General features: G+C 71.0%; 20 protein-coding genes. 11 read left to right on the forward strand and 9 right to left on the reverse strand.

What is annotated here, in order from left to right; all coding sequences use genetic code 11:
• Positions 1–13: 13 nt before the first annotated feature.
• Together KBX50_RS18105 and KBX50_RS33640 are read right to left on the reverse strand one after the other, a co-directional pair.
• Positions 14–676, reverse strand: a complete 663-nt coding sequence (locus KBX50_RS18105) for a response regulator transcription factor (protein ID WP_210938265.1) — start codon at positions 674–676, stop codon at positions 14–16.
• Positions 673–1,908 (reverse strand): sensor histidine kinase, encoded by a 1,236-nt coding sequence (locus KBX50_RS33640; RefSeq protein WP_210938266.1) that lies wholly within the window; start codon positions 1,906–1,908, stop codon positions 673–675. Before KBX50_RS33640 ends, KBX50_RS18105 begins: the two co-directional genes overlap by 4 nt.
• Positions 1,909–2,039: 131 nt before the next feature.
• On the opposite strand from KBX50_RS33640, the gene KBX50_RS18115 reads away from it, so the two are divergent.
• Together KBX50_RS18115 and KBX50_RS18120 are read left to right on the forward strand one after the other, a co-directional pair.
• Entirely contained in the window at positions 2,040–2,477 is a 438-nt protein-coding gene (locus KBX50_RS18115) for a hypothetical protein (RefSeq protein WP_210938267.1), read from the forward strand.
• A gap of 115 nt (positions 2,478–2,592) precedes the next feature.
• A complete protein-coding gene (locus tag KBX50_RS18120) occupies positions 2,593–3,489 on the forward strand; it encodes an alpha/beta fold hydrolase (RefSeq protein ID WP_247673965.1) in 897 nt (298 codons plus the stop codon).
• Between the two features lie 43 nt (positions 3,490–3,532).
• On the opposite strand, the gene KBX50_RS18125 is transcribed toward KBX50_RS18120, so the two are convergent.
• A complete protein-coding gene (locus tag KBX50_RS18125; RefSeq protein WP_210938268.1) occupies positions 3,533–3,721 on the reverse strand; it encodes a DUF397 domain-containing protein in 189 nt (62 codons plus the stop codon).
• A complete protein-coding gene (locus tag KBX50_RS18130; protein ID WP_307871004.1) occupies positions 3,706–4,518 on the reverse strand; it encodes a helix-turn-helix transcriptional regulator in 813 nt (270 codons plus the stop codon). The genes KBX50_RS18125 and KBX50_RS18130 overlap by 16 nt, the downstream gene beginning before the upstream one ends.
• Before the next feature lie 221 nt (positions 4,519–4,739).
• Between KBX50_RS18130 and KBX50_RS18135 the strand changes: the two genes are divergently transcribed.
• Positions 4,740–5,108, forward strand: a complete 369-nt coding sequence (locus tag KBX50_RS18135; protein WP_210938270.1) for a hypothetical protein — start codon at positions 4,740–4,742, stop codon at positions 5,106–5,108.
• 135 nt (positions 5,109–5,243) lie between these two features.
• On the opposite strand, the gene KBX50_RS18140 is transcribed toward KBX50_RS18135, so the two are convergent.
• On the reverse strand, positions 5,244–6,464 hold the full coding sequence (locus KBX50_RS18140) for a hypothetical protein (RefSeq protein WP_210938272.1): 1,221 nt from the start codon (positions 6,462–6,464) through the stop codon (positions 5,244–5,246).
• Positions 6,465–6,551: 87 nt separating this feature from the next.
• Positions 6,552–7,190, reverse strand: coding sequence for an SUMF1/EgtB/PvdO family nonheme iron enzyme (locus KBX50_RS18145; RefSeq protein WP_210938385.1), 639 nt, complete (start codon positions 7,188–7,190; stop codon positions 6,552–6,554).
• Between the two features lie 128 nt (positions 7,191–7,318).
• On the opposite strand from KBX50_RS18145, the gene KBX50_RS18150 reads away from it, so the two are divergent.
• A complete protein-coding gene (locus KBX50_RS18150; RefSeq protein ID WP_210938274.1) occupies positions 7,319–8,101 on the forward strand; it encodes an SGNH/GDSL hydrolase family protein in 783 nt (260 codons plus the stop codon).
• Positions 8,102–8,203: 102 nt separating this feature from the next.
• Here the strand turns inward: KBX50_RS18150 and KBX50_RS18155 are convergent, their stop codons facing one another.
• Both KBX50_RS18155 and KBX50_RS18160 read right to left on the reverse strand, forming a co-directional pair.
• A complete protein-coding gene (locus tag KBX50_RS18155; protein ID WP_210938276.1) occupies positions 8,204–9,469 on the reverse strand; it encodes a sialidase family protein in 1,266 nt (421 codons plus the stop codon).
• On the reverse strand, positions 9,462–9,977 hold the full coding sequence (locus KBX50_RS18160; protein WP_210938278.1) for a SigE family RNA polymerase sigma factor: 516 nt from the start codon (positions 9,975–9,977) through the stop codon (positions 9,462–9,464). The genes KBX50_RS18155 and KBX50_RS18160 overlap by 8 nt, the downstream gene beginning before the upstream one ends.
• A 106-nt stretch (positions 9,978–10,083) precedes the next feature.
• Here KBX50_RS18160 and KBX50_RS18165 point away from each other — a divergent pair, with 106 nt between their 5' ends.
• A complete protein-coding gene (locus KBX50_RS18165) occupies positions 10,084–10,974 on the forward strand; it encodes a sulfurtransferase (RefSeq protein ID WP_210938280.1) in 891 nt (296 codons plus the stop codon).
• A gap of 110 nt (positions 10,975–11,084) precedes the next feature.
• Here KBX50_RS18165 and KBX50_RS18170 read toward each other — a convergent pair whose 3' ends face one another.
• Positions 11,085–11,702: a TetR family transcriptional regulator gene (locus tag KBX50_RS18170; protein WP_210938281.1), complete on the reverse strand. Its 618-nt coding sequence runs from the start codon at positions 11,700–11,702 to the stop codon at positions 11,085–11,087.
• A 106-nt stretch (positions 11,703–11,808) separates the two neighbouring features.
• Here KBX50_RS18170 and KBX50_RS18175 point away from each other — a divergent pair, with 106 nt between their 5' ends.
• From KBX50_RS18175 to KBX50_RS18200, 6 genes are all read left to right on the forward strand, one after another.
• Entirely contained in the window at positions 11,809–12,960 is a 1,152-nt protein-coding gene (locus KBX50_RS18175) for an FAD-dependent oxidoreductase (RefSeq protein ID WP_210938282.1), read from the forward strand.
• A 75-nt stretch (positions 12,961–13,035) separates the two neighbouring features.
• Positions 13,036–13,662, forward strand: coding sequence for a TetR/AcrR family transcriptional regulator (locus tag KBX50_RS18180; protein ID WP_210938283.1), 627 nt, complete (start codon positions 13,036–13,038; stop codon positions 13,660–13,662).
• A gap of 229 nt (positions 13,663–13,891) precedes the next feature.
• Positions 13,892–15,229, forward strand: coding sequence for an acetyl/propionyl/methylcrotonyl-CoA carboxylase subunit alpha (locus KBX50_RS18185; protein WP_210938284.1), 1,338 nt, complete (start codon positions 13,892–13,894; stop codon positions 15,227–15,229).
• A gap of 143 nt (positions 15,230–15,372) precedes the next feature.
• Positions 15,373–16,296 (forward strand): hydroxymethylglutaryl-CoA lyase, encoded by a 924-nt coding sequence (locus KBX50_RS18190; protein WP_210938285.1) that lies wholly within the window; start codon positions 15,373–15,375, stop codon positions 16,294–16,296.
• A gap of 129 nt (positions 16,297–16,425) precedes the next feature.
• Positions 16,426–17,958 carry an acyl-CoA carboxylase subunit beta gene (locus KBX50_RS18195; RefSeq protein WP_210938387.1) on the forward strand — a complete coding sequence of 511 codons (1,533 nt, stop codon included), beginning with the start codon at positions 16,426–16,428 and terminating at the stop codon, positions 17,956–17,958.
• 74 nt (positions 17,959–18,032) lie between these two features.
• Positions 18,033–19,187, forward strand: coding sequence for an acyl-CoA dehydrogenase family protein (locus KBX50_RS18200; RefSeq protein ID WP_210938287.1), 1,155 nt, complete (start codon positions 18,033–18,035; stop codon positions 19,185–19,187).
• Positions 19,188–19,207: the final 20 nt, after the last annotated feature.

Genomic DNA, 19,207 nt, shown 5'->3' on the forward strand with positions numbered 1-19,207 from the left:
GGGGGTGGGTGGGTCAGGTGGGGTCGGGGGTGGTTAGGCCGGCGCGGTGGGCGATGACGGCTAGGGCGGTGCGGTCGCGGGCGTCCAGCTTGGCCAGCAGCCGGCTGACGTACGTGCGGGCGGTCGCGGGGCTGATGAACAGCGCGCGGCCGATCTCGTCGTTCGTCTCACCCAGCCCGACCCGGGCCAGCACTGCCCGCTCCCGATCGGTGAGCGCGGAGAGTCGAGGATCGGGCGGCGGCTGTCTCGGCGTGGCGGCGAGCCGCTCCATCACCCGGCGGGCGACCGTGGGTGAGAGCAGGTTCCCGCCGGCTGCGGTCGTGTGCACCGCCCGCCGCAGGTCGTCCGAGGGTGTGTCCTTCAACAGGTAGCCGGCGGCTCCGAGGGCGACCGCCTCGATGATGTCCTCGTCGTCGTCGAAGGTGGTGAGGATCAGCACCCGGGTGGCGGTCAGGGTGGCGTCGGCGCGGATCGCCGCGGTGGCGGCCAGGCCGTCCATCACCGGCATCCGGATGTCCATGAGTACGACGTCCGGCCGCAACTGGCGGGCCAGGCGCAGACCGGAGCGGCCGTCGGCGGCCTCGCCGACCACGGTGAGCTGCGGGTCGGCCGCCAGCAGGGTGCGTATCCCGGCTCGGACGAGATCCTGGTCGTCGACCACCAGCACGCTTGTCACGACGGCTCCGCCACGGGTAGCACCGCGCTCACCACGAAACCCGCGTGCCGGTGCCCGGCGGTGAGCGTGCCGCCGAGGCTCTCGGCCCGTTCCCGCATCCCGGCGATGCCGTGCCCGGGCCGGACCACCGCTGACGGCTCGACCCGGCCGTTCGCGGCTTCGCGGTAGGTCGGCGGCCCGGCTGACCCTGCCCCGCGCGTCGGTTCTGTACCGGGGGCCGGATCGGAGCCGGTGTCGGTGACGGTGACGGTGAGCTGATCGCCGTGCTGCTCGGCACGGATCTCGACGCGGCTGCCGGCGGAGTGCCGAACCACGTTGGTGACCGCCTCCTGCATGATCCGGAACGCGGCGGCCTCCACCGGTGCCGGCAGGGGCGTGTCGACGGCCACCCGCACGTCGACGTCGAACCCGGCGGCCGAGGCGGCCCGGGTGACCGCGTCGAGGTTGGTCAGCGAGACGACCGTACGCGGCGGGTCGCCGGGCGACCGCAGCAGCGTCACCGTCCGCCGTAGGTCGTCCATGCTGCGGCGGGCGGTGGACCGGATCAGCTCCAACGCCGACCGGGCGGCGGCCTCGTCACGGCCCAGCGCCTCCTGGGCGACGTCGGCGTGCAGCGCGATCACCGAGGTGGTGTGGCCGAGGGAGTCGTGCAGGTCGCGGGCGATGGCCATTCGCTCGTCCCGCAGCCGGGCCTGCGCCTCCTGCCGGTACCTCGCCTCGGTCAGTTCGGCGATCCGGCGGGCGTCCGCCTGCGCGGCGCGCCGGGAGCGCAGGCTGTCACCGAGGGCGATCGCCGCACCCATCAGCAGGACGTGCCCGGCCAGCTCGTAGCCGACGACGAAGGAGAAATCCTGCCCCTCGGCGAGCCGGAAGACCACCGAGACCACGATCACCAGCACGGCGGCGGCGACCGAGGCGGCGATCCGGCCGTGTTCGGCCGCGGAGAACAGCGCGGCGGCCACCGGCACGGCCAGCCCGATGGCCGGGTAACCGGCGGCGTAGTAGGCGAACAGGCCGAGCACGCTGACGGCCAGCACCACCACCGGGTAGCGCCGCCGGACCAGCATCAGCGCGCCCAGACCGACCGCCCAGAGGTACGCGAGCTGGTCCGGCCCGTGCCGGCCACCCTCGTTCGCGGTGATGACGATCGACACGGTGCCGGCGACGCCCGCGCCGAGAAGCACATCGGTGACCCAGGGACGTACCCTCCGCTGCGTCGACTGGCCGGCCACGAAATCAGCGTACGGCGAGGTCGGGGTCGCCGGAGTCGTCGGAACGCGACACCGGGGGTCGCTTCCCGACGTACCGTGACCGGGTTCCTGGGCGGATGGCGTCGCCACCGATCGTTCCTAGCGTTGCCGGCATGGACACGTCACCTCGCCCGGCTCTCGGGCTTCCGTTGCTCGCCCTGCTCGGGCTGGCACTGCTCGGCCTGCCCCGGGTGGTGCTGCACGACCTGGGTCTGGTGCACGAGCGCACCTTCGTCAACTTGCTGCTGGTGGTGGTGCCGCCGATCGTGTGGATCACCGTGGCCCTGGCGAAGCGGGTGCCCAACCCGTTTTTGACCCTGCTCGTCGTCGGTCTGCTGTACGGCGTCCTGCTGGCCCTGACCCATCAGTTGCTCTGGCACGTGGCCTTCGACGAGCCGCCGACCCTCGGCGGAAACCTGACCGATCTCGCGCCGGGGACGCAGACCGTCATCGTGCGGTTCTTCGCCGCCATCAGCAGCCTCTTCACCGGCGTCATCGTCGGCGTCGTCACGGGCTTGATCGCCTGGGGTGTTTCCCGGGTGCGTACCTGAGGAGGACCTCGTGCGGTAGCACCCGCACCGTGATCTGCGGAAGCGGTCTCGGTGACCATCGCTACGTCCTAGGTTCGGTGATGGGGTGGCGTCGACCGAGGCAGGGGTGGGTGCGTTGTTCACTGACGTGCGGAAGGTCGAGGCTGGCGTACTCGATGTCGGTTTCGTCGACGCCGGCCCGCCGGACGGTCCGGTGGTGCTCCTGCTGCACGGCTGGCCGTACGACATCCACAGCTTCGCCGAGGTCGTGCCCCTGCTGACCAGCGCCGGCCACCGGGTGCTGCTGCCCTACGCGCGTGGCCACGGCACCACCCGGTTCCGGTCCGCTGACGCGGTGCGGAACGCTGAGCCGGCCGCCCTCGCGGTCGACACCGTCGCGTTCCTCGACGCGCTGGAGATCGACCGGGCGATCCTGGCCGGGTTCGACTGGGGTGCCCGCACCGCCGGCATCGTGGCCGCGCTCTGGCCGGAGCGCTGTCGGGGCCTGGTCGCGGTGAGCGGTTACCTGATCGACGGTCAGGCGTCGGGTCGGGTGCCACTGACCCCGGCGGCTGAGCACGCCTGGTGGTACCAGTACTACTTCGCCACCGAGCGCGGCCGGGAGGGGTACGCGCGGAACACCCGCGACTTCGCCAAGCTGATCTGGCAGACGGCCTCGCCGAGGTGGGACTTTGACGACGCCACCTTCGACCGCAGCGCGGTGGCGCTCGACAACCCCGACCATGTCGACGTCGTCATCCACAACTACCGGTGGCGGCTGGGCCTCGCCGACGGCGAGCCGCAGTACGCGGATCTGGAGGAGCGGCTGGCCGGCAAACCGCCGATCACCGTGCCGACGATCAGCCTGGAAGGCGATGCCAACGGCGCACCCCACCTACCACCCGAGGCATACGCGAAGCAGTTCACCGGCCCGTACGAGCACCGCACGGTCGCCGGTGGGGTGGGGCACAACCTGCCGCAGGAGGCGCCGCAGGCTTTCGCCGACGCGGTGCTGGCGGTCGCCTCCCGCTGAACCGGCGGCTAGGTCGACGCTCGGCGGGTGGGGCGTGGTGCGGTCAGCCGAGCTTGGTGTGGGCGACGAAGCGACGCCAGGCGGTCGGGGCGAAGGTGAGGACCGGGCCGGTGGCGTCCTTGCTGTCGCGTACGCCGACCACGCCGGGCAGGTTGTCGGCCACCTCGACACACTCGCCGCCGGCGCTGCGGGTGGACTTGCGCCAGGTCGCGCCGGTCAGATCGTGGACCACGACTCCATCACTTCCTTCATCAGCAGCTCGGACTGTCTCCTGGGGAGGGCGACGCTGCGGATGCCGTCCCACCTGGCGTGCAGGGTAGCGAGTTCCTCGGCCTTGTCGATGGTCGCGCCACCGAGGTGGTTCTCCAAGTGGCCGACCCAGTCGCCGTCGGCTCCACAAGCCAGGGTGAACGGACCGGCGTGGCCTACATGCACGCTCACCTCGATCGGAATTACGAGGATCATCACGCCGCCGCGCTGCACGCAGTCGAGCAGGTGGACAACCTGCTGCGTCATGATGCCCCGGAAGCTTTCGTCGACCCGGCGCAGCGTGGCCTCCTCGATCACCGCGATCAGGATCGGTGGGTTGTCGGCCCGGGTCAGGATCGCCTGGCGGTCCATCCGGATTGCTACCCGCCGCTCCACCTCGTCATCGCTGAGCATGTCATCGGCGCGGATCACCGCGCGGGCGTAGTGCTCGGTCTGGAGCAGCCCCGGGATCAGCGTCGGGTGGTAGCAGCGCAACTGCGTGGCGCTGCGCTCGGCGTCCAGCCATGGCCGCAGCCAACCGGGCTGGCCGTGCAGCTCGGCGATGCGCAGCAGCCCCAGCAGCAGACCGTCGCTGTTCAGCACCTCGTCGGCCCGCTTGAGGAAGAGCCGGTCGAACGGACGCTGCCCCAGCTCGATCGCGGAGATCTGTGAGCCGGAAAAGTGCACCTGCTTGCCGAAATCCTCCTGGGTCAGATCGGCGGCCAGCCGTAGCCGGCGCAACTGTGCCCGGATCAGTTCGGCGGTCGGCTCGGATTCCACAGTGCCTCCACGATCAATGGCCTGCTCAAACGGGCTTCCCGGCCGGATGCCGGTCGCGCCACGGCCGGCGTCGGTGCCTTCCGACAGTAGTCGCGTGGTCACCAGAATGTCACTCGGCGGTCCTGCTCCCATCCATCGGGGACGGGGTGGGGCTGCGCCGGGGCCGCCCCGCTATCCCCCGTGTCGGGGCGGCCCCTTCCCGTTCGCCGCAGGAGGTGGAGATGCCCGACCCGAACCGAATGCCTGTGCCGCGTCGCGGCCCGGCGGCCGAGCGGCCCCGACGGCACCCGCTGGACGGACCGCAGCATCTGCCGCTACGCCCGCTCTGGTTGTGTAGCGCCTGCGGGCTGTCCTGGCCGTGTGCCGAGGCCCGGCTGCTGCTCCGCGTCGAGTACGACAACCGTTGGCTGGACCTGGCCGTCTACCTGTCCGGGCTCTACTACGAGGCGACCCACGACCTGTTCCGGCTGGACCCGGAGGGTGGCCCTACCCCGCGCGAGCTGTTCCAGCGGTTCGTGGCCTGGGGCCCGTACCGTCGCCCGGCTGTCGCCCTGCCGCCCGCCTGTACCGGCCGCTGCCGTATCACCTGACCCGGCCCGGAGTCGTCCCCGGGCGCTACTGGACCAGGGCCGTCGGGTCCGGTGTTGGCCGGATTGAGGTCGGCGGGCACGGTACCGACCGGTCCTGCGCCGACCGGCCCTGGGCGGGGCTGGCCGGCGGAAGGATCAGGAGGCGGTGGTGTCGTCGCCGGAGACGAACGCGACCGAGCGGCGACGTCGGGCGAGCAGCAGCATGACGCCCGCCGCGACCATGGCGAGACCGGCTCCGGCGATCAGCCCGGCCTGCGGCCCGGTGACCGGCAGGCCACCCCCGCCACCGTTGTCGTCGTCCTTCTTGGCGGCGACCACGACGGCGTACCCGTCCTGGTTGTCGCTGGCGTCGACGTCGGCTGCCGGCACGGCTACGGCGTTCGCCGGCAGCACGGTGGGCTCCGGGGCGGAGCGGGCGCTGATGCCGTCGGTCAGGCCCTCGACCTGCACGGTGCCGCCGGCCAGGGTGACAGGTGCCGTGCTGTCGGCCGGCACCGTCACCAGGTTGTGGAGCTCGACAGCGGAGTGGACGTCGTCGTTCGGCTCGGTGTCCTCACCGATCGGCACCAGCGCGAGCGAATCGTAGGTGCAGACCGCCGACCGTCCGTCGTCGCCGACCTCGCACTCCTGCGGCGGCTGGGTGAAGGTCACACCCTCGGGCAGGCCCAGGGTGACGGTGACGCCGCTCACCGCCTTCCGGCCGTGGTTGACGATCCGGTACCGCACCGCGCCCGTCTCACCCGGATTCAACGTCCCGGTGGTTTCCAGCCGGCCGCCGGCACCGACGCGCACCGACTGCCTGACGTCCGGCGCCACCACCGACAGGTCGGCTTCGGCATCGTCGACCAGGGCGAGCGGGAACGTCTTTTTGTCGGTGATCCGCTTTCCGTTCTCGCCCCAGGCCACGCCGACCTCGACCTCGAACGTGCCTTCGAAAGGCTCAGGCGTCCCCCGAACATTGATGTCGATGGGAATGTCCGAGGTCCCGCCGGGTGCCGGCAGCAACTCAGGACGGATGTCCTTCGCGATGCGGCAGTACCAACTTCCGCTGTCACCGTCGCACTCGCCGGAGCCGGCGCGTTCCGTCCAGTCGACCGTGGCCTTTTCGAACCAGTCCAGTTCGAGGGGTCGGACGCGGAACTGGATTTCGCTCGGCGTCTCGTCGGTCAGGTTGGTCACCTTCAGGTAGACCCTCTTCTTGCTGACTCCCACCGCAACCGTCGTACCTGGTACATCGAAGGTGAACTTCGGGTCCGGGTCGAGCGCCGAGGCGGGACCGGCGGGGGCAGCGATCCCGCCGACGAGAACCAGCGCGGCAGCGGCTGTCAGCGACAGCCAGCGACGACCAACGGCCACAGCAGAATCCTTCAGGTGAACGGGGCGTGAACAGAGCGTGTGGTTCAGGACACTACTCGCGACGGGCTCGTCGCGGTGTCCCCCCGCTCAGCCGGAGCGCGCCACCCGGAAGCCCACGTCGTCGACGGTGAAGGTCGGGTGGCTGCGGCGGCGTACCGAGGCGCGACAACTCCAGTGCTCGTCGAACCATCCGCCGCCACGGAGCACCCGGTAGCTGCCGTAGACCTGCGCGTCGTAGACGTCCCAGCACCAGTCCCACACGTTGCCCAACATGTCGTACAGGCCCCAGGCGTTGGGCTGTCGGCCGCCGACCTCGTGGACGCGTCCGCCGGAGTTGTCGCGGTACCAGGCGATCTCGTCAAGCGGCCCGTACCGGGGGCCGGTCGTGCCGGCCCGGCAGGCGTACTCCCACTCTGCCTCGGTTGGCAGCCGGTAGCCGTCGGCGGCGACGTCCCAGTCGACGTGCTCGCCGTCGACCCGGTACGCCGGCCGCAACCCTTCCCGCGTCGAGCGCGCGTTGCAGAACCGGATCGCGTCCCACCAGGAGACGCTCTCGACCGGCCGACGGTCACCGGTGGAGGCGCTGGGACGCTCGCCGGTGACCTGCGCGTACTCGGCCTGGGTGACCGGAAAGGCGGCGAGTTGGTACGCCTCGACCTCGACCGACCACCGGCGCTCGGTCCGTCGATCGGAGAGCTGCACCCGGCCGGCGGGGATGGACACCATCACCGGTGAAGTGTCGATGACGTCCGCCACGTTCCCCCGCTCGGGGCACCACCGCGAGGGTGGCCGATGCAAAACTTCCGGTGGTAGGCAGGAGTTCCTTCCTACTCGCATGTCGGAGGAGTGAGCAGGTGCGCTGGCGCAGTTACGTCGCGGTCGGGGACAGCTTCACCGAGGGCCTGGACGATGCCTACCCGGACGGCAGTTTCCGGGGCTGGGCGGATCTGGTGGCCACCCGGCTCGCCGCCGAGGCAGGCCCCGACTTCGCGTACGCCAACCTGGCCATCCGGGGGCGGACCTTCCCGAGCGTGGTGGCCGAACAGGTGCCGGCGGCGCTGGCGATGAAGCCCGACCTGATCAGCTTCGCGGCGGGCGGCAACGACGTGCTGCGGCGCAGCTTCGACCCGGACACCCTGGTCTCCCGCTTCGACGAGGTGGTCGGCCGGCTGCGCAGCCGCGGCGCCGACGTACTGCTGTTCCGGTTCGCCGACGTGATGGCGCGGCTGCCCGGCCAACGGCTGATCGCACCCCGGGTCGCTCTGCTCAACCGTGCTGTCGGGGAGACCGCCGAGCGACACGGCGCCATCCTGGTCGACCTGTACGCCGACGACACGTACCTGAACCCGATGCTCTGGAGCACCGACCGGCTGCACCTGTCTCCGGCCGGGCACCGCCGCGTGGCCGGTCAGGTGCTGACCGCGCTCGGTGTCGGGTGCGACGAGGAGTGGCTGCTGGTCCCGCCGAACCCGGAGCCCACCCCCTGGCTGTCCGCCCGCACCGCCGACCTCCGCTGGGCGGGCCGACACCTGGCCCCCTGGCTCAAGCGCCGCCTCACCGGCCGCTCCTCCGGCGACACCCGCACCGCCAAACGCCCCACCCTCACCCCCTTCCAACCCCTCAACCCACCGCGTTGATCAAGAAGTTTCGGTCTGGTTTTCCGCCTGCCTAGACCAAAACTTCTTGATCAACCAGGCCGGGCCTGGGTGGGCCTGGGAGGCTGCGGTGGGTGGGGGCTGTTAGTGGAGGTGGCGGGTCCAGGTTCTTGTCTGGGCGGGGCCGGTGCCGAGGGTGGTGTCGGTCGGGGTGGTGATGACGATGGTGTCGTCGGGAAGCACCTGCACCGTCGGGGGGTGCTCGCCGCTGGTGAGGCGGCGCCGGAGTACTGGGACATCGAGATAGCGGTCGCCCGTCCAGTAGCCCACGTTGCCCCACGGGTTGGTCACTGCCAGCAGGCCACCGTTGACCGCGGCGGCCGAGTTCGTGTCGGGCGGCAATTGCGTCCGCTCCTGCCACCGGTCGCCATCCAACCGCCACACCCGCTTATGGGTCGGGGCGTCGAAACCCTCATTGATGTTGACCAGCCACGCGTCCCGACCGTCGGGTGAGACCAGCAGTCGAGCGGCACCGGCAACGTCAGGCAGCTCTTGCCAGGTCCCGCCGTCATCGTCGCTTACCGCGACGGTCAGCCAGTCACCGTTTCGGGTCGTCACCCAGATCCGACCGTCGCCACCGTCGATCAGATCGTTGCTGGCCGCACCGCTCAGGATCACCGGGGGCTGGGTCGGCACTTTCGCCGCGCCGATCCGGGCGAGTTCCCATTCGGCACAGTTCAGTTTGATCAGTGCGCCGCTTCCCGGGCATTGGAGCAGGTAGCCGCGCCGGGTGGCCGCGGCGAGCCGGGTGACCTCGGGCGGGGACTCCCGAGGATGCTCGGTGAAGGAGGCACCGCCGTCGGTGGTGACCAGGTAGCCGTCGGGTACGCCCACGGTCAGGTTCCGGCCGTCCAGCGGTAGCAGGTAGTACGGTCCGGCCCACCGGGGGTTGTTCGCCGTGTCCGGCAGCGGCGTCCGCTGCCAGGTCGCGCCCCCATCAGCGGTACGCGCGAGGTCGAGCCGGCAGCCGGTCCGGTCGCTGTCGTCGGGCCCGCAGGTGTCGAAGAGGGCCCAGCCGTGCCGGGCGTCGACGAAGCGTAAACCGGCCAACCTGCCGGCTACCCCCACCGGATTCACCTTCCGCTCGATCACCTGTCCGTCCGGGGCCGGTGACGGGGTCGCCGGTGACGGAGTCGGGTCGGGCGGGTCACGGTCGGCGTCCCGACCTGCGGTGGCGTACACGCCCGGCCCGGTCAGCAGCAGCGCGACCAACCCGGCCAGCAGGCCACGGCGGCGACGCCGACGGCGGTTCACCCGGCGTCGGGCGGCGTCCACGCCCGGCGGGCGGAAGGTGGGCGCGGCGGTCGCTTCGAACTCGGCGAACAACCGGTCCAGGTTGATCTCACGCACGGCCGGCCTCCTGCCGCTCGGTGAGGTGGCGGGCCAGGGTCGTGCGGGCCCGCGACAGCCAGGACTTGACGGTCCCCTCGGGTACGCCGAGTTGGTCGGCGATCTCCGCGACGGTGAGTTCGGCCAGGTGGTGCAGGACGATCGCCCGGCGTTGGGCGGCGGGCAGGATGGTGAGCGCCGCCAGCAGCATCACCCGGTCCGGGTTGGGGCCGGGCACATGTTCCTCCCGCTGCCGGGCCAGGTGACGCACGGCGGTGCGGAGCCGACGGAGCCGGCTGGTGGCCAGGTTCCAGGCCACCCGGCGGACGAACGCCGACGGATCGTCGTACGCGCTGATCCGGTCCCAGCGCTCAAGTGTCCGGCAGAACGCCTCCTGGGTGAGGTCCTGCGCCTCGGCGTGATCACCGAGGTACGCGTAGAGCTGCACCGCCACCCGCTGGAAGTGCGCCTGGTAGAACTCGCTGAAGTCCACCGGCGGTGGATCGGCCCCTGGTGGCGCTGCGGTCATGGTGGTCCTCGTCTTCGGCGGCAGTCAGGAGTGTCACGCCTGGCGGACCACATCCGCTGCACCCGAATTCCGTTGGCCGAGCGAAGCGCGGCGTACTTTGGGGACCATGTCTGTGCCGAACGATCCCGATCCCCGACTTCAGTCGTACGCGGACCCGCAGCGACTGGTCACCACCGACTGGCTGGCCGAGCATCTGGGCGACGACGGTCTCGTGGTCGTCGAGTCCGACGAGGACGTACTGCTCTATGACAGCGGTCACATTCCGGGTGCCGTCAAGGTCGACTGGCATCTGGAGCTGAACGACCAGGTGACCCGGGACTACCTGGACGCCGAACGGTTCGCCGAACTCTGCGCCGCCAAGGGCATCGGCCGTGACGACACGGTCGTCTTCTACGGCGACAACTTCAACTGGTGGGCCGCGTACGCCCTCTGGGTCTTCACGCTCTTCGGCCACCAGGACGTGCGGCTGCTCGACGGCGGCCGGCAGAAGTGGATCGCCGAGGGGCGCGAGCTGACCCGCGACAAGCCGACCCGGCCTCGGGCGAACTACCCGGTGCCGCAGCGCGACGACGCGCCGGTGCGGGCGTTCCGCGAGGAGGTGTCGGCGCACGTCGACGCCGGCCGGCCGCTGGTCGACGTGCGTTCGCCGGGCGAGTACACCGGCGAGATGCTGCACATGCCGGACTACCCGCAGGAGGGCGCGCTGCGCGGCGGTCACATCCCGGGCGCGGTGAGCAAGCCGTGGAAGTCGGCCGCCAACGACGACGGCACCTTCAAGTCGGCCGACGAGCTGCGGGGCATCTACGCCGACCAGCTCGGCCTGACACCGGACGACGACGTGATCGCCTACTGCCGGATCGGCGAACGGTCCAGCCACACCTGGTTCGTACTCCGGCACCTGCTCGGCTATCCGAAGGTGCGCAACTACGACGGCTCCTGGACCGAGTGGGGCAACCTCGTCCGCGCCCCCGTCGTCAAGGGCCCCAACCCGCGGTGACGCCATGTTGACCATGAGGTTAGCGGCTGGAATAAAGATCGACTATGCCGCTAACCTCATGATCAACGGGGCGGGTGATCAGCGCGGGGGGAGCGATCAGCGCAGGGGGGTCAGTGGGGGGCGGGGTGGGTGAGGTAGCGGTGGATGGTGGGGGCGAGCCAGGTGATCAGCTCGGCGGGGGAGATGTCGACCATCGGGGGTAGGCGCAGGACGTAGCGGGTCAGAGCGACGCCGAGCAGTTGGCTGGCGACCAGTCCAGCGCGCCGTGGGGCCTCGGCGGGGTCCGCGACCACCCGGCCGACTGCCGTGCCCAGCTGGGTGGCGAAGATGGCGCGTACCCGCTCCGCCCCGCTCGGGTTGGTGCTCGCCGTGCGCAGCAGCGCCGGCAGGGTCGAGTCGCCCTCCCAGCGGGTGAAGAAGTAGCTGGTCAGCGCCGTGCCGAGGCGATCGGCCGGCACGCCGCTCAGGTCGGGCAGCCGCAGGTCGAACTCGGCCGCCGTGGCGAACAGGTTCTCCTTGCTGCCGTAGTACCGCATCACCATCGACGGGTCGATCCGCGCGTCCGCGGCGATGGCCCGGATCGTCGCCCGGTCGTACCCGTCGGCGGCGAAGCGGTCCCGGGCGGCTCGCAGGATGGCCGCGCGGGTCACCTCCGAGCTGCGGCGTCCGCCGCCGGCCGTCGGCTCCGCGCCCGCTTTCGAAGCCCGTTCGGGTACGCCCTCCGTCATGTGACCGACGGTATGCCAACGGCTGTTGACTTCCCAATCCGGGGCGGCCTAACGTTGCCAACAAGCGTTGGCCAACACTTGTTGGCATCCCGTCGAGGAGGTCGCCATGCTGCCCGAACGAACGGACGTCCTGGTCGTCGGCGCGGGCCCGACCGGGCTCACCGCCGCACTCACCCTGGCTCGTCGAGGGGTCGAGGTGACCGTCGTGGACCAGCGGGAGAAGCCGGCGGTGACCTCGCGGGCCGCCGTCGTGCACGCGTACACCCTGGAGGTGCTCGACCGGATCGGAGCCGGCGAGATGCTGGTGGCCCGCGGGCTGCGGTCGGCCCGGTTCAGCGTCCGCGACCGGGACCGGGTGCTGGTCACCGTGCCGTTCGGCGGGTTACCCAGCCGGCACCGGTACGCGCTGATGGTGTCCCAGTCGGTGACCGAGGAGGTGCTCACCGACCAGCTGGCCGAGGCCGGCGTACGGGTGCTGCGCCCGTACCGGCTCACCGGCCTCCGCCGCGACGGCGACGGCTCGGTGGCCGACTTCGACGGCACGAGCCTGCGCGCCCGATGGGTGATCGGGGCCGACGGCATCAACAGCACCGTCCGTGAGCTGGCCGGCATCACGTTCACCGGGCCGGCCGGCTCCGAGGAGTCGTTCGTGCTTGCCGACGTACGCCTCGACAGCGGCCTGCCCCGCGACGGCGCGTCGATCTTCCTTGCCCGGGGCGGGCCGCTGGTCTGGGCGCCGCTGCCCGACGGGCGGGTACGCCTGGTCGCCACCGTCACCGATCCGCCCGCCGATCCGGACGCGGCCTATCTGCAACGCCTGCTCGACGAGCGTGGTCCCCGGCAACGGCCGGACCAGGTGCGCGAGGTGCTCTGGTCCTCGCGCTTCCGACTGCACCGACGGGTCGCCGGGACGTTCCGCTCCGGTCCGGTGCTGCTGGCCGGCGATGCCGGACACGTGCACAGCCCGGCCGGAGGGCAGGGCATGAACCTCGGCATCAGCGACGCCGTCGACCTCGGCGAGACCCTGGCCGACGTGCTCGCCGGAGCCGCCGAGACCCGGCTGGACCAGTACGCGGCCAGACGTCGGCCACTCGCACACGAGGTGGCCGGATTCGCCGACCGACTGACCCGCCTCGCCACCGTGCCGCCCGCCGCCCGGCCGGCCCGGGACCTGCTGCTACGCCTGATCTCGGTGCTGCCGCCGGTGCGGAGCCGGATCGCGCTCCGGCTCTCCGGCCTCAACCAACGCCCGACGTGAGTCGACGTTCCCGGCTATCGGACTGGCGGGTAACCACGGCCCCACGCGGTCGACAGTCGGGTCTACGCTGGCCCGGTGACGGTGGAGCAGCAGGCCCGGGGCGCGAACGGCGGGGCCACGGGGGCGGGACGACGCCGATCCCGCAAAGACGAGATTCTTGAGATCGCGGTGGGTCTCTTCGCCTCGCGGGGCTACCACGGCGTGTCGATGGACGACATCGGCGCGGCTGCCGGCGTGACCGGCCCGGCGCTCTACCACCACTTCGCCGGCAAGGAGGCGATGCTGGTCGCCGCGCTGACGCCGGTCAGCGAGGGGCTGCTCGACGGCGGACGGCAGCGCTCCGCCGCCCATCCCGGCGACCCACGCGCTTCGCTGGAGTCGCTTATCGACTTCCACGTCGACTTCGCGCTCGCCAATCCGGCCGTCATCGCGCTGCACCTGCACGAGCTGGATCGGCTGCCGGAGGAGCCCCGACGGCGCATCCGCCGACTCCAACGGCTCTACGTCGAGGAGTGGGTCACCGTGCTGACCGCTCTGCACCCGGGGCTGCCGGACGGTGAGGCGCGGGTGTTGGCACACGCCGCGTTCGGCCTGATGAACTCCACCCCGTTCCTCGGCGGCGAGGTCGACCACCGGCGTCGGTCCGAGCTGCTGCGCGCCGCCACGCTGGCCGCGCTGCTCGCCCCCACCGAGCCCGCCTGACCCGTCGGCGTCCGGCGGTCCTGGGCTGACCGGCCAGGACTGGTGCGCTTCATCACATCCCCGCTGGCGCCACCGAGCGGGGAGCCGACCCCGGTACGCCCGCGTCGCCGTCGCTCGGACACCGCACCAGGGCCCCGCTCTGCCGTTGGCGTTGAGAGGGGCCCTTCCTCGCACCCGGGGCGGCGTGGTTCCCTAGCACGCGATCCCACCATCTGGACGCGGAGGAAGCATGATCGAGTCGCTGCTGGTCGCCAACCGGGGCGAGATCGCCCGCCGGATCATCCGTACCGCCCGGCGGCTCGGGGTGCGGGCGATCGCGGTGCACTCGGAGGCCGACGCCGACCTGCCGTTCGTCGGCGAGGCAGACGAGGCCGTCTGCGTCGGGCCGGCCAACCCGGCCCAGAGCTACCGCAACACCGAGGCGATCCTCGCCGCCGCCCGGTCGACCGGAGCGCAGGCGATTCACCCCGGTTACGGCTTCCTGTCGGAGAACGCCGAATTCGCCCGTACCGTCGAGGCCAGCGGCCTGATCTGGGTCGGACCCGGCGCGGACGCGATAAGCGCGATGGGCGACAAGATCAATGCGCGGAACCTGATGGCGGCGGCCGGCGTGCCGGTGGCGGCCGGGACCACCGAGCCGGCGGCCGACGTGGCGGCGGCGGTCGCGGCGGCGGCGGAGATCGGCTACCCGGTGATGGTGAAGGCCGCTGCCGGTGGCGGCGGCATGGGCATGGGGGTGGCGGTCGACGAGGCCGCGCTGCGCACCGAGTACGACAAGGTCCGGGCCTTCGCGGAGCGGATGTTCGGCGACGGCTCGGTGCTGCTGGAGCGGTACTTCCCCCGGGTGCGGCACGTCGAGGTGCAGATCCTCGGCCTGGCCGACGGTCGGGTGCTGGCCCTGGGCGAGCGGGAGTGCTCGGTGCAGCGGCGTAACCAGAAGCTGGTGGAGGAGTCGCCCTCCCCGGCGGTCTCGCCGGAACTACGCTCCCGCCTGCTGGCCGCGGCCGTGCGCGCGGGCGAAGCGGTTGACTACCGCAACGCCGGCACTGTCGAGTGCCTGCTCGATCCGGCGACCGGGGAGTTCTTCTTCCTGGAGATGAACACCCGGCTTCAGGTGGAGCACCCGGTGACCGAGCTGGTGCACGGCATCGACCTGGTGGAGGAACAGCTGCGGGTGGCCGCCGGCCTGCCGCCGACCTTCGACCCGGACGCGCTGACCGTGCGCGGGCACGCCATCGAGCTGCGGGTCAACGCCGAGGATCCGAAGCGGTTCCTGCCCGGCCCGGGGACGATCAGGACCTGGGTCGAGCCGACCGGCGAGGGCGTACGCGTCGACTCCGGCTACGCCGAGGGGAACACCGTCACCCCGTTCTACGACAGCCTGATGGCGAAGCTGATCGTGCACGGCCAGGATCGGACCGAGGCCATCGCCCGCGCCCGCGCGGCAGTGGCCGCCTTCGACCTGTCCGGCCCCAAGCACAACCTCCCCTTCTTCGCCGAGCTGCTCGAAGACCAGGAGTTCCTCTCCGGCGACTACGACACCTCAATCGTCTCCCGCCTCCGCTGACCCCCACCCCACCCGCGTTGATCAAGAGGTTTTGGTCGGCTGCGGCGCGAATCTCGACCAAAACTTCTTGATCAACGCGGGTGGGGTGGGGCGTGACATGCTGGGGGAGTTGGCGACAGGACGTGTCACAGTGAGGTGGCCGGATGGCAGAGATGCCGGAGTACGTGTCCATTCGTGAGGTCGGGCCGCGCGACGGGTTGCAGAACGAGGCGCCGATCCCCACCGACGCCAAGGTGCGGCTGCTCGACGCGCTCTCGCAGACGGGGGTACGGCGGATCGAGGCGGTGTCGTTCGTGCACCCCAGGGCGATCCCGCAGATGGCCGACGCCGACGAGGTGTGGCGACGGGCGCAACGGGTCGACGGGGTGCGCTACTCCGCGTTGGTGCCGAACACGCGCGGCGCGCAGCGCGCCCTCGCCGCCGGCTTCACCGAGATCGAGGTGGTCGTCTCGGCAAGCGACACGCACAACCGGCGCAACGTCAACCGTTCCACCGACGAGTCGTTGGACGACATCGCCGAGCTGATCGACCTGCTGCACGGTGCCGGTGCCCGCGCCGAGGTGATCGTGGCGACCAGCTTCGGCTGCCCCTACGAGGGCGACATCGATCCGGTGCGGGTGGCCGCCATCGTGGACCGGGTGGTTCGCGACGGCGCCGACCGCGTCGCGTTCGGCGACACCACCGGCATGGGTACGCCCCGACGTGTCCGTGACCTGCTCACCGCCGTACGCGATCGCGATGCCGATGTTCCGGTGCTGCTGCACTTCCACAACACCCGGGGTACCGCGTTGGCCAATCTGCTGACCGCCCTGGAACTCGGCGTCACCGAGTTCGACGCCAGTGTCGGCGGCCTGGGTGGCTGCCCGTACGCGCCCGGGGCCAGCGGAAACCTGGCCACCGAGGAGGCGGTGCACATGCTGCACGACATGGGCATCGACACCGGGATCGATCTGGACGCCCTGATCGAGGTCGCCGAGCTGGCCGAGCACCTGACCGCCCGAACTCTCCCCTCCGGCGTCCTCCGCGCCGGCCCCCGCACCCGCCTCACCCCGCCCAGAGCCGGTTGATCATGAGGTTAGCGGCAGAGTTGATCTCTAGAGCTGCCGCTAACCTCATGATCAACGATGGGGTTAGCGGGGTGGGCGCAGGTGCGGTAGCCTAACGATCGTTCAGGTTGCTTGGGGTGGGGGGCCGTGGTGACGGTTGACGGTGAGGCGCTGGAGCAGCTGCGCAAGCGGGTCCGGGCCGGCGGCGCGGAGAAGTACCACGCGGCGAACGCGGCCAAGGGCAAACTGTTCGCCCGGGAGCGGGTCGCACTGCTGGTCGACGAGGGCAGCTTCGTCGAGGACGGCCTCTACGCCAACGCCCTCGCCGAGGGACTGCCCGCCGACGGCGTGGTCACCGGCACCGCCACCATCGACGGTCGTCAGGTCTGCCTGATGGCAAACGACTCCACGGTCAAGGCCGGCAGCTGGGGCGCCCGCACCGTCGAGAAGATCATCCGGATCATCGAGCGGGCGTACGACACCGGCGTGCCGATGGTCTACCTGGTCGACTCGGCGGGTGCCCGGATCACCGACCAGGTCGACCTGTTCCCCGGGCGTCGTGGCGCCGGGAAGATCTTCTGGAACCAGGTCCGCGCCTCCGGCTCGATCCCCCAGGTCTGCGCGCTGTTCGGGCCCAGTGCGGCCGGCGGGGCGTACATTCCGGCGTTCTGCGACGTGGTCGCCATGGTCGACGGCAACGCCAGCATGTACCTCGGGTCGGACCGGATGGTCGAGATGGTGACCGGTGAGAAGACCACCCTGGAGGCGATGGGTGGGGCGCGGGTGCACTGCGCCGAGTCCGGTGTCGGGCACTTCCTCTGCAAGACCGAAGCCGATGCGCTCGACGTGGTGAAGCGCTACCTGTCGTACCTGCCGGCGAACTGGACGCAGCAGCCGCCCGCCGCGTCCGTCGTCGAGGCGCCGGCCAAGGCCGACCTCGCCGCGCTGGTGCCGGCGAGCGAGCGGCAGGCGTTCGACATGCGGCGGTACGTCAAGGGCCTGCTCGACGAGGATTCCTTCTTCGAGATCCAGGCCCTCTGGGCGAAGGAGTTGACCATCGGCTTCGGCCGGCTGAACGGCGAGGTCGTCGGCGTGGTCGGCAACAACTCGATGTTCAAGGGCGGGGTGCTCTTCGTCGACTCGGCGGACAAGGCGACCCGGTTCGTGCAGCTCTGCGACGCGTTCAACGTGCCGCTGCTGTTCCTGAGCGACGTGCCCGGGTTCATGGTCGGCAGCGCGGTGGAGAAGCAGGGCATCATTCGGCACGGCGCAAAGATGATCACCGCGATCTCCGAGGCGACCGTACCCAAGATCTGTGTGGTGGTGCGCAAGGCGTACGGTGCCGGCCTCTACGCCATGGCCGGGCCAGGCTTCGAGCCGGATGCCACGATCGCGCTGCCCACCGCCAAGATCGCGGTGATGGGTGCGGAGGCCGCGGTGAACGCCGTGTACGCCAACAAGATCGCGGCCATCGAGGACGAGGCCGAGCGGGCGGCGTTCGTCGCCGCCCGACGCGAGGAGTACGAACGGGACATCGACATCGTCCGGCTCGCCAGCGAGCTGGTGGTCGACGCGATCGTGGAGCCGCAGGAACTGCGTGCCGAGCTGGTGCGCCGGTTCGCCGCCGCGCGGGGCAAGCAGCGGCACTTCTCCCGGCGACGGCACGGCGTCACCCCGGTCTGAGCCGTCCGGCACCAGCACCGATCCCGTCCCGGCGCCACAAGCGCCCGGCGGGCCGTCCACACAGGAGGAACCCGATGGACTTCCGGCTCTCCGAGGAGCACGAGGCGCTTCGCGACAGCGTGCGGGACTTCGCCCGCGAGGTGGTCGCGCCGGTCATCGCCGAGCACTACGAGCAGCACACCTTCCCGTACGAGATCATTCGTCAGATGGGCAAGATGGGCCTGTTCGGCCTGCCCTTCGCCGAGGAGCGCGGCGGCATGGGCGGCGACTACTTCGCGCTCTGCCTGGCTCTGGAGGAACTGGCCCGGGTCGACTCCAGCGTGGCCATCACCCTGGAGGCGGCGGTCTCGTTGGGCGCGATGCCGATCTACCGGTTCGGCACCGACGAGCAGCAGGCGCGGTGGCTGCCCCGGCTGCTCAGCGGCGAGGCGTTGGCCGGGTTCGGGCTGACCGAGCCGGGCTTCGGCTCGGACGCGGGGGGCACCGAGACCCGGGCGGTGCTGGACGAGGCGGCCGGCGAATGGGTCATCAACGGCTCGAAGGCGTTCATCACCAACTCCGGTACCGATATCACCGCCCTGGTCACCGTCACCGCGGTCACCGGCACCCGGCCGGACGGCACGAAGGAGTTGTCCTCCATCATCGTGCCCAGCGGGACGCCCGGCTTCACCGTCGCGCCCGGCTACTCCAAGGTCGGTTGGACCGCCTCGGACACCCACGAGCTGAACTTCGACGACTGCCGGGTGCCGGCGGAGAACCTGCTCGGCGAGCGTGGTCGGGGCTTCGCCCAGTTCCTGCAAATCCTCGACGAGGGCCGGATCGCCATCGCCGCGCTGGCCGTCGGTCTCGCTCAAGGCTGTGTCGACGAGTCGATCAAGTACGCGAAGGAGCGGCACGCCTTCGGTCAACCGATCGGCAACTACCAGGCGATCCAGTTCAAGATCGCCGACATGGAGGCGAAGGCGTACACCGCCCGGCTCGCCTACTACGACGCCGCTGCCCGGATGCTCGCCGGCGAGCCGTTCAAGCGGCAGGCGGCGATCGCCAAGCTGCACGCGAGCACGATCGCGGTGGACAACGCCCGGGAGGCGACGCAGATCCACGGCGGGTACGGCTTCATGAACGAGTACCCGGTGGCCCGGTTCTGGCGGGACTCCAAGATCCTGGAGATCGGCGAGGGCACCTCCGAGGTGCAGCGCATGATCATCGCCCGCGACCTGGGGATGTGAACCGGCCGGATCGGCCGGAC

The organism is Micromonospora sp. C51, from assembly GCF_018070435.1.
Classification (GTDB): Bacteria; Actinomycetota; Actinomycetes; order Mycobacteriales; family Micromonosporaceae; genus Micromonospora; species Micromonospora sediminimaris.